Origin of the sequence: Actinomadura fibrosa (genome assembly GCF_900659615.1) — a bacterium.
Lineage (GTDB): Bacteria > Actinomycetota > Actinomycetes > Streptosporangiales > Streptosporangiaceae > Spirillospora > Spirillospora fibrosa.
Genome location: NZ_CAACUY010000326.1, coordinates 1 through 8,648, shown reverse-complemented (window position 1 = coordinate 8,648; position 8,648 = coordinate 1). Strand labels below are relative to the sequence as shown.

Sequence of the window (8,648 nt, the reverse complement as noted above, 5' to 3'; positions counted from 1 at the left end):
CGCGCTCCCGCCCGGCTGCCCGTTCCAGCCGCGCTGCCCGCGCGCCGAGGCGGTCTGCGCGGCCGAGCGGCCGCCGCTCGTCCGCGTCGCGCCCGGGCACGAGGCCGCCTGCCACTTCGCCGAGGAGGTCCACCGTGCCGGAGCCGAGTGAGGGCGCGCCGAGCGCCGCGGACCCGATCCTGCGGGTGGAGGGCCTGGTCAAGCACTACCCGGTGACCCGCGGCGTGGTCGTCAAGCGGCCGGTCGGGCATGTCAAGGCCGTGGACGGCGTGGACCTGGAGCTGCGCCGCGGCGAGACGCTCGGCGTCGTCGGCGAGTCCGGGTGCGGCAAGTCGACGCTCGCCAAGCTGCTGCTCGCCGCCGAGCGCCCCACCGCGGGCACCGTGCGCTTCGACGGCCGCGACGTCTTCGCGATGCCCAAGGCGGAGCTGCGCGCGCTCCGGCGCCGCATCCAGATGGTGCTCCAGGACCCCTACTCGTCGCTCAACCCGCGGATGACGGTGGGCGACATCGTGGGCGAGCCGTTCGTGATCCATCCCGAGGCGGCGCCCAAGGGGGAGCGGCGGGCGCGCGTCCAGGAGCTGCTGGAGCTCGTCGGCCTCGACCCCGGCCACGTCAACCGGTATCCGCACCAGTTCTCCGGCGGCCAGCGGCAGCGCGTCGGGATCGCCCGCGCGCTCGCGCTGCGCCCCGAGGTGATCGTGTGCGACGAGCCGGTGTCGGCGCTGGACGTCTCCGTCCAGGCGCAGGTGATGAACCTGCTCGCGGAGCTCCAGCGCGAGCTGGGGCTGGCGTACGTGTTCATCGCCCACGACCTCGCGGCCGTGCGCCACATCTCCGACCGGATCGCCGTGATGTACCTCGGCAAGGTCGTCGAGACGGGCGACGAGGCCCAGATCTACGAGCACCCGACCCACCCGTACACGCAGGCCCTGCTGTCGGCGGTGCCGGTCCCCGACCCGGACGCGCCCGGCCTCGCCGGGCAGATCCAGCTGGAGGGCGAGCCGCCGTCGCCGCTGGACCCGCCGTCCGGATGCCGGTTCCGCACCCGCTGCTGGAAGGCGCGGGACGTGTGCGCGGAGGAGGAGCCCGCCCTGCGGGAACGCGAGGGGTCGGCCCATCCGAGCGCCTGCCACTTCGCGAGCGAGGACGTCCAGGCCGTCCGGAGCTGAGAGCGCTCCGGGTCAGTCCCGGCCGGGCAGCAGCAGGACGCCGTCGCCCACGCTCCGCTCGCCGGCGGCGTCGGACGGCCGGTTGACGAGGACGCCGCCCGACAGCGCCATGGTGCTGGAGCCGCCGCCGTCCAGGTTCATCGCCTGCACGGCGCCGAGCGACCGCATCACCCGGGCGGCCTCCAGGATCGACAGGCCCTCGCTGAACCCGGCGGCGCGACCGTCGGCCACGACCAGGAGCAGGCTGCCCCGGGCGTCCACGCCCGCCATCGTGCGCGGGTTTCGGCGCAGCACCCAGTTGTAGTAGAACGACCAGTCGTCACCGGTGTGCACGAGGCCGTCGGCGTAGGCGTCCACCTCGACGCGGCCGTCGCGGACGAGCCGGGGCCCGGCACCGAGGATCGAGGCGCCCGCGTCCAGCCGGACCGGGCGGCCCCGGTCGAGCACCCGCTGCGACAGGGTGAGGACCGCACCGGGGCGCGCGTGGGCGCGCAGCCAGTCCGCGGCCGTCCCGACGGCCTGGACGGTGCGCCCGCCCGCCGGGATCGCGGTGCCCCGCGCCTCGCTGAACGCGGTCACGCGCCCGTTCGCGTCCAGGACGGCCTCCGCGCCCGTCCCGGCCGGGCTGGACGCGCCGTAGCGCGGGGTGAACGACACGAGCTCGTCCGGATCGGTGCAGGTCACGTCGTGCTGCGGGCGCTCGGTCGGCGCGTCGCCGCCGACTCCGCCGCAGTTGTCGACGCGGCCGGGCAGGCGGTTCACCCCGTCCACCTCGCGGGTCGCGCCGTCCCCGGCCCGCACCCGCAGGTCGGTGGACAGCGGCGCGAGGCGGACGCCCCGCCCGTCGCGCGGCAGGATCATCGCGGTCCGGCCGTTGTTCGCCTCGCTGGTCAGCTCGCCGTCCAGGACGTGCAGCCCCGCCGGGCCGCCCTGCGCGCCGGGGGAGAAGTAGGTGCCGTTGATCCCGGCGATCGCTCCGGCGGAGCGGACGAGGGCCGACACCGTGTCCACCGTGGTGAGCGGTCCGCCGGTCGAGGACACGACGCGGCCTCGGAAGCGGGCGGGGTCCACGGTCAGGACGTGCAGGCGCCAGGGGCCGGTCGCGTCCTCGCCGTCCTGCGCCGTGTAGGACGTGCCCGCCGAGAACCCGGCCGTGGAGAGCGCGGGCAGGTCCTTCTTCGCGTCGGCCTCCGTGGCGTACCGGCCGACGCGGACCACGTAGCCGACGATGCCGGGCCGCACGTCCGCGAACCGCGGGCCGCGCACGGCCTCCACCCGGGGCCGGAACCCGGCGGCGGCGAGGCGGCGCGCGGCGTCGCCGGCGGTGGCCCGGGGGCCGATGACGGCGGAGGCGTTGCCGGGCACGGCCAGGCGCACGTGCAGCGTCCAGGCGTCGGCCGCCGACGTCGCACCGCGCGTGATGTGCGTCAGCGTGACGCCCGGTGCGACCCGTTCGGTGGCGCGCTCCTCGTGCAGGGACGCTGAGCCGAGCGGGAGCCGGGCGGACGGGCGGAGGGCGGCCGAGGCGGTCGCGGGGGGCGCCAGAGCGGTCACGGCGGCCGCGCCGAGGGCGGCGGCGAGGAGGGGACGGCGTCGCATGGCCGCCATGATCGCAAGGCCGGATGACGGGCGGGTGAGCCCGCGGTGATCGTTCGGCGGACGCGTCCTAGGCTGGGGCCATGGTGCGCAAGGGCGGGCAGGGGCCGAGGCCGGACCGCTACCGGATCGCCGGCGGGGAGGCGGAGCTGCTGCGCGACGCCGACCGGGACGGCGGCTGGATGCTGCTCGTCGGCGGCGTCCCGCAGTCGTACGTGGACCTGTCCGACCCCACCTACCTCGACTTCGAGTACATGCGGCTCATGGGCGACGTCGTGGACGCGCTCGCGGAGCCCGGCGCGGCCTTCGACGCCGTCCACGTCGGCGGGGCCGGATGCACGCTGCCCCGCTACCTCGCCGCGACCCGCCCCGGATCCCGGCAGATCGTGCTGGAGCCGGACGGGGAGCTGGTGCGGCTCGTCCGCGAGCAGCTCCCCGTCAAGGGCGTGCGGGGGCTGCGGATCCGCGTCACCGACGGGCGCACCGGGATCGCGGCGCTCCCCGACGAGGCCGACGACCTGGTGGTCATGGACGCGTTCGCGGAGGCGTCCATGCCGGTCGAGCTGGCGACCCGCGAGTTCGTGCAGGACGTCGCGCGGGTGCTGCGGCCCGGCGGCGCCTATCTCGTGAACGTGGCGGACGGGTTCCGGCTGCCGTTCGCGCGGCGGGTCGCCGCCACCGTCCGGTCGGTGTTCCGGCACACGCTGCTGATGGGCGACCCGGGCGTGCTGCGGGGGCGGCGGTTCGGCAACCTCATCGTGGCCGCGTCGCGAGCGCCGCTGCCCGTCCCGGAGCTGACGCGGCGCGCGGCGGGCGGCCTCGCCCGGGCCCGGCTGGTGGCGGGCGACGACCTCACCGCCTTCTGCGCCGGGGCCGCGCCGCTGCACGACGGCGAGGAGATCACCGCGCCGGTCCCGCCGCCGCAGGTCTTCGGGAGGTCCTGATGGCCCGCGAGCCGGGGGAGGCCGGCCCGGAGCGGGGGCGGGCGATGGCGGCTGCCGACGTCGCGGTGTTCGAGGCGCTGCGGCCGCTGCTGACGGGCCTCGCGTACCGGATGCTCGGCGAGGTCCAGGAGGCCGAGGACGCGGTGCAGGACGCGTACCTGCGCTGGGACGGCGCCGACCGGGCGGCCGTCGAGGAGCCGCGCGCCTGGCTGACCAAGGTCGTCACGAACCTGTGCCTGACCCGGCTGACGTCGGCGCGGGCCCGCCGCGAGTCCTACGCCGGGGCCTGGCTGCCCGAGCCGGTCCCGGGCGGCCCGCCCGCGCCCGGCGCGCCGTTCGGGACGCTCGGCGCGCTCGGCCCGCTGGAGACCGTCCAGCAGCGCGACTCGGTGTCGCTGGCGCTGCTGTCGCTGATGGAGGCGCTGACGCCGGCGGAGCGGGCCGTGTTCGTGCTCCGGGAGGCGTTCGCGTACCCGCACCGGGAGATCGCGGGAATCCTGGAGGTGACGGAGGCCGCGAGCCGGCAGCTGCACCACCGGGCCCGGCTGCGGGTCGCCGCCGCCGAGCGCCGGTTCGCGCCGGACGGCGCGGAGTGGCGGCGGCTGGTCGAGCGCTTCCTCGACGCCGCGGCCCGCGGCGACATGGCGGCGCTGGAGGAGCTCCTCGCCGCGGACGTCGTCGCCTGGTCCGACGGCGGCGGGAAGGTCAGCGCCGCCCGCCGCCCCGTCGCGGGCCGCGACCGGGTGGCGCGGTTCCTGCTCGGCGTCGCCGGGCGGACGGCCGGTCTCGCGCCCGGGACGTTCACCGCCGCCGTCGAGGACGTCAACGGGGGCCCGGCCGTGGTGGGGCGGCTGGACGGCACGGTCGTCGTCATCGCCGCGCTGGAGGTGTCCGGCGGCCTGATCACCGCGGTGCACAGCGTCCTCAACCCCGACAAGCTCGCCTACGCCTCCCGGGTGCTGTCACATCCGGGCGGGCCGTCCGGTCCCTCCTGAGGAAGGCAAAGGGAGGACGACATGATTCTCGTGACCGGGGCCAGCGGCACGCTCGGCGGCCCCCTCACCCGGAGGCTCGTCGAGGCCGGGGCGGACGTGCGGGCGCTCAGCCGCGCCGAGAGGCGGCCGAAGGACGGTGTGACCTGGCATCGGGGCGACCTGCGGACCGGTGAGGGCGTCGGCGCGGCCCTCGCGGGCGCCGGCACCGTCGTGCACTGCGCCAGCGACCCCCGCCATCCGAAGAGCGACCTGCCCGCGGCGCGCGTCCTCGTCGAGGCGGCGCGGGAGCACGGGTCGCCCCACATCGTCTACATCTCGATCGTCGGGGTGGACCGCATCCCGTACCCCTACTACAAGACCAAGTTCGCGGTGGAACGCCTCCTCGCGGATTCCGGGCTGCCCTTCACGATCCTGCGCACCACCCAGTTCCACACGCTCCCGGCCATGGTCCTCGGCGTGCTCGCCAAGGTCCCCGGGGCGATGCCGCTGCCGCGGGGCCTGCGCTGCCAGCCGGTCGACGTCGGCGAGGTCGCCGACCGGCTCGCCGAACTCGCCCTCGCGGACGGGCCCGCCGGGCGCGCCGACGACATGGGCGGGCCCGAGGTGCTCACGCTGGAGGAGATGGCGCGCTCCTACCTGCGCGCTCGGGGGCGGCGGCGCCCGCTGGTCCCCGTCCCGCTCCCCGGACGGGCGGCGAGGGGATTTCGCGCGGGCCACCACCTCGCCCCCGGCCACGCGGTGGGGAAACGCACCTGGCAGCAGTTCCTGGACGCCGAGGTGAGCGTCCCGGCCTAGATCCCGGCGGCGCCATTCGCCACCTGCTGAAAGGGCGGTCCGGGACGTCGCCGGACGGGAATTCGCGCGCGGTGCCCCGGAGGCGGCGGGCCCGGAACTCCCACCGGATCGGGGTTCCGCGCCGGTTTCCCCCGCCGTATCGGCCTCACGGGCGGGTTCCATGTCCCATAATCGAGCGATGGAGTCGTCCACCCGAATTCTGATTCTCGGCCTGGATTCGTCGGGGAGAATACTCCAGTTCGACCGCAACGCCGCCGCCGTTCTGTCCACCGGGCCGAACGGCCTGCCGGGCGCCCACCTCGACGAGGTGATCGCCGGTGCGCGGGAGCCGCTCCGCGAGGCGGTGAAGGCCGGGCGGGAGCGCACCGCGATGCTCGCCGTGGAGACGCCCGCGGGCACGACGCTCGACGCCGTCGTCACCGTGCACCCGATGGGCGGCGGCGTGCCCGAGATCGCGGCGCTCGCCGTCGTCCGGGTGCCGGTCCCGCTCGCCGACCGGTTCGTCGACCCGGCCGTGATCCGCAGGGCGCTGCTGGACGACGCCCTCCCGCGCATCGGCGCCACCCTCGACCTCGACCTGCTGGCGCGCGGCCTGATGGACGTGCTCGTCCCGCACTTCTGCAACTCCGGCGGCCTGCTGCTGCTGGAGAGCCTCGTCGACGCCGACGAGCCGCACCCCGGCGGGGAGGGGCCGCTGCTGCGCCGGATGGCCATCGGCTTCGACGACGACGACCCCGCCTGGGACGCGACGTTCCCCACCGGCGAGACGTTCGCCTTCCCGCCCGACACGCCGCACCACCGCTGCATGGACACCGGGCAGCCGGTGCTGGTCGGGCTCGGCGGCGACGGCGCCGCGCGGATCGCCGCCGCCTGGCGCCGCCCGCCGTTCGCCGACATGCTGAAGGGCGCCTCGCTGCTGCTCCTGCCGATCGTGTCGGGCGGCGGCGTGCTCGGCTTCTTCGTCTGCGCGCGCAACGTCGCGCACCGCCCGTTCGACGCCTACGACGTCGAGATCGGCATGGAGTTCGCCAACCGGGCGTCCATCTTCATCGAGAGCGCCCGCAAGTACGGCCGCGAGCGGGCCACCGCCCTCACGCTCCAGCGCAGCCTGCTGCCCACGGGGCTGTCGGCGCCGTCCCCGGTCGAGGTGCACCACCGCTACCTGCCCGGCAGCCGGCTCATCGAGGTCGGCGGCGACTGGTACGAGTCGATCGCGCTGCCGGGCGCGCGGGTCGCGCTCGTCGTCGGCGACGTGGCGGGGCACGGCGTCAAGGCCGCGGTCACGATGGGCCGGCTCCGCACTGCCATCCACACCCTCGCCGGGCTGGAGCTGCCGCCCGCCGAGGCCCTCGAACGGCTCGACTCGCTGATGCGGACGCTCGGCGAGCGCGAACCCCACTTCGCGACCTGCGCCTACGTCGTCTACGACGCTGTGATCGGCCGCTGCGAGGTCGCGAGCGCCGGGCACCTGCCGCCGCTGCTCGCGCCGCCCGGCACCGGCGCCGACTACCTGGACGTCCCGCCCGCCCCGCCGCTCGGCGTCGGCGACGGCCCGATCGTCAGCCGCGAGTTCACCGTCGAGGACGGCACGCTGCTGTTCCTCTACACCGACGGCCTCGTGGAGAACCGCGCCCGCGACATCGACGACGGCCTGGCCCGGCTGCGCCGCACGTTCGGCCGCGACGCCGCGGCCCGCCCGCTGGAGGAGCTCTGCCAGGCGGCGCTCGACGGCGTCTACGACGACCAGCACCGCGACGACATCGCGATGCTCGTGGCGCGGCTGCGGCGCATCCCGGCCGACCACCACGCCTCCTGGGAGCTGCCCGCCGAGCCCGCGGCCGTGCGGCGCGCCCGCGGGCTCGTCCGCGACCGGCTCGCCCGCTGGGACCTGGACGAGATGGCCGACTCGACGGCGCTGCTCGTGTCCGAGCTCGTGACCAACGCCATCCAGCACGCGGGCGGGCGGGTGATGCTCCGGCTCGTCCGCGAGGGCGGCCTCGTCTGCGAGGTCTTCGACGGCGCCGACGGGCGGCCCCGCATCCACCACGAGGACGGGCACGAGATGCTCGAATCGGGGCGGGGCCTCCAGGTCGTGGGCCGCCTGGCGCGGCGCTGGGGCGTCCGCCGCACGACCGCTGGCAAGGTCGTCTGGTGCGAGCAGGACCTTCCCTAGCCCGCCGGACGGCCCCTACCGCAGCACCGAGATGTGCACGTGGTCGTAGTGGTTCTGGGTGATGCTCCCGCGGTCGGCCATGGGCCGCCAGCCGCCGCCGCGCACGTTCCAGATGTGCTGGCGCCAGATGACATAGGAGATCCCGAGCCTACGCGCGTTGGCGACGGCGTACTGCGCGACCTGGTCGCCGTGCCGCTGCGCGCTCGCGCTCGGCATCGCGCCCGCCGTGCTCTCCATGAAGTCGCACGCCCGGCCGTCGCCGTGGTCCTGCGGGTCGCCGGTGCCGCGGTAGCAGCCGATGGTGGGGAACGGGCCGAACATCCCGTTGATCTCCAGCAGGACGCCGCGCATCGTCGGCGTCATCATGTTGCCCGTGATCGGGGTGCTGCGGCCCCGCGCCCCGTCCGGGCGGCCCGTCACGCGCGGGCCGGTCTTCGCGGGCTCGGCGCCCGCCTTCGCGGGCGTGTTCAGCGGAGCGACCTTCGTGCCGCGCGGCAGGATCCGCCTGAGCTGCGCGGCGAGCCGGCCGGTGTCGGCCTTCGGCGCGCTGAGGACGAGCCCGTTGCCGTCCGGCAGCCCGAGCGCGCGGGCCTGCGTCCGCGACACGACGGCGTCCACGGACCCGATGCCCATCGAGGCGTACGCGCCGACCCGCACCTGCCCGGGATGCCTGCTGCTGCCCGCCTGGACGACCCGGCCGAGCGGCAGCGACCCGTCCTGGCCGAGGTCGAAGGACACGGCGAGCCCGCCCGTCGCGACCGTCTGCCACAGCTGGTCGGACTCGGCGGTCCGCCGCGGCGCGAACGCCCGGAACGCCGACGGGTCGACGCCGAGCAGCCCCACCCGCCGCCCGCCGACCTGGGCGCGGGCCGCGTCGACGACCGTGATCCCCGCGACGCCCTTGAGCCGCCGGGCGCGCTCCACCGCCGCGGGCGGCAGCGGCGCGGTGCCGGCGACCAGCAGGTGCGGGGTG

General features: G+C 76.2%; 8 protein-coding genes. 6 read left to right on the top strand and 2 right to left on the bottom strand.

The window, feature by feature from the left end; genetic code table 11:
- On the top strand, window positions 1-151 hold a 151-nt coding region (locus E1300_RS44840), incomplete at its 5' end, for an oligopeptide/dipeptide ABC transporter ATP-binding protein (RefSeq protein ID WP_370785984.1).
- Window positions 135-1,172: an ABC transporter ATP-binding protein gene (locus E1300_RS44835; RefSeq protein ID WP_131763370.1), complete on the top strand. Its 1,038-nt coding sequence runs from the start codon at window positions 135-137 to the stop codon at window positions 1,170-1,172. The genes E1300_RS44840 and E1300_RS44835, both read left to right, overlap by 17 nt.
- Before the next feature lie 12 nt (window positions 1,173-1,184).
- On the opposite strand, the gene E1300_RS44830 is transcribed toward E1300_RS44835, so the two are convergent.
- The gene (locus E1300_RS44830; protein ID WP_131763369.1) at window positions 1,185-2,771 is read right to left on the bottom strand and encodes a phosphodiester glycosidase family protein; all 1,587 of its coding nucleotides are present in this window, start codon (window positions 2,769-2,771) and stop codon (window positions 1,185-1,187) included.
- A gap of 80 nt (window positions 2,772-2,851) precedes the next feature.
- Between E1300_RS44830 and E1300_RS44825 the strand changes: the two genes are divergently transcribed.
- From E1300_RS44825 to E1300_RS44810, 4 genes are all read left to right on the top strand, one after another.
- A complete protein-coding gene (locus E1300_RS44825; protein ID WP_131763368.1) occupies window positions 2,852-3,712 on the top strand; it encodes a spermidine synthase in 861 nt (286 codons plus the stop codon).
- A complete protein-coding gene (locus tag E1300_RS44820) occupies window positions 3,712-4,707 on the top strand; it encodes an RNA polymerase sigma-70 factor (protein WP_242619798.1) in 996 nt (331 codons plus the stop codon). Before E1300_RS44825 ends, E1300_RS44820 begins: the two co-directional genes overlap by 1 nt.
- Window positions 4,708-4,728: 21 nt before the next feature.
- Window positions 4,729-5,502, top strand: coding sequence for an SDR family oxidoreductase (locus tag E1300_RS44815; protein WP_131763367.1), 774 nt, complete (start codon window positions 4,729-4,731; stop codon window positions 5,500-5,502).
- Between the two features lie 178 nt (window positions 5,503-5,680).
- Window positions 5,681-7,675, top strand: coding sequence for an ATP-binding SpoIIE family protein phosphatase (locus tag E1300_RS44810; RefSeq protein WP_131763366.1), 1,995 nt, complete (start codon window positions 5,681-5,683; stop codon window positions 7,673-7,675).
- 15 nt (window positions 7,676-7,690) lie between these two features.
- Here the strand turns inward: E1300_RS44810 and E1300_RS44805 are convergent.
- Window positions 7,691-8,648 (bottom strand): VldE C-terminal domain-containing protein (locus tag E1300_RS44805; protein WP_131763365.1); only part of this gene is annotated, 958 nt, incomplete at its 5' end.

Coding starts and splice junctions, on each gene's coding strand:
- E1300_RS44810 (WP_131763366.1), top strand. CDS start 5,681: ATGGAGTCGTCCACCCGAATTCTGATTCTCGGCCTGGATTCGTCGGGG.
- E1300_RS44830 (WP_131763369.1), bottom strand. CDS start 2,771: ATGCGACGCCGTCCCCTCCTCGCCGCCGCCCTCGGCGCGGCCGCCGTG.
- E1300_RS44820 (WP_242619798.1), top strand. CDS start 3,712: ATGGCCCGCGAGCCGGGGGAGGCCGGCCCGGAGCGGGGGCGGGCGATG.
- E1300_RS44815 (WP_131763367.1), top strand. CDS start 4,729: ATGATTCTCGTGACCGGGGCCAGCGGCACGCTCGGCGGCCCCCTCACC.
- E1300_RS44825 (WP_131763368.1), top strand. CDS start 2,852: ATGGTGCGCAAGGGCGGGCAGGGGCCGAGGCCGGACCGCTACCGGATC.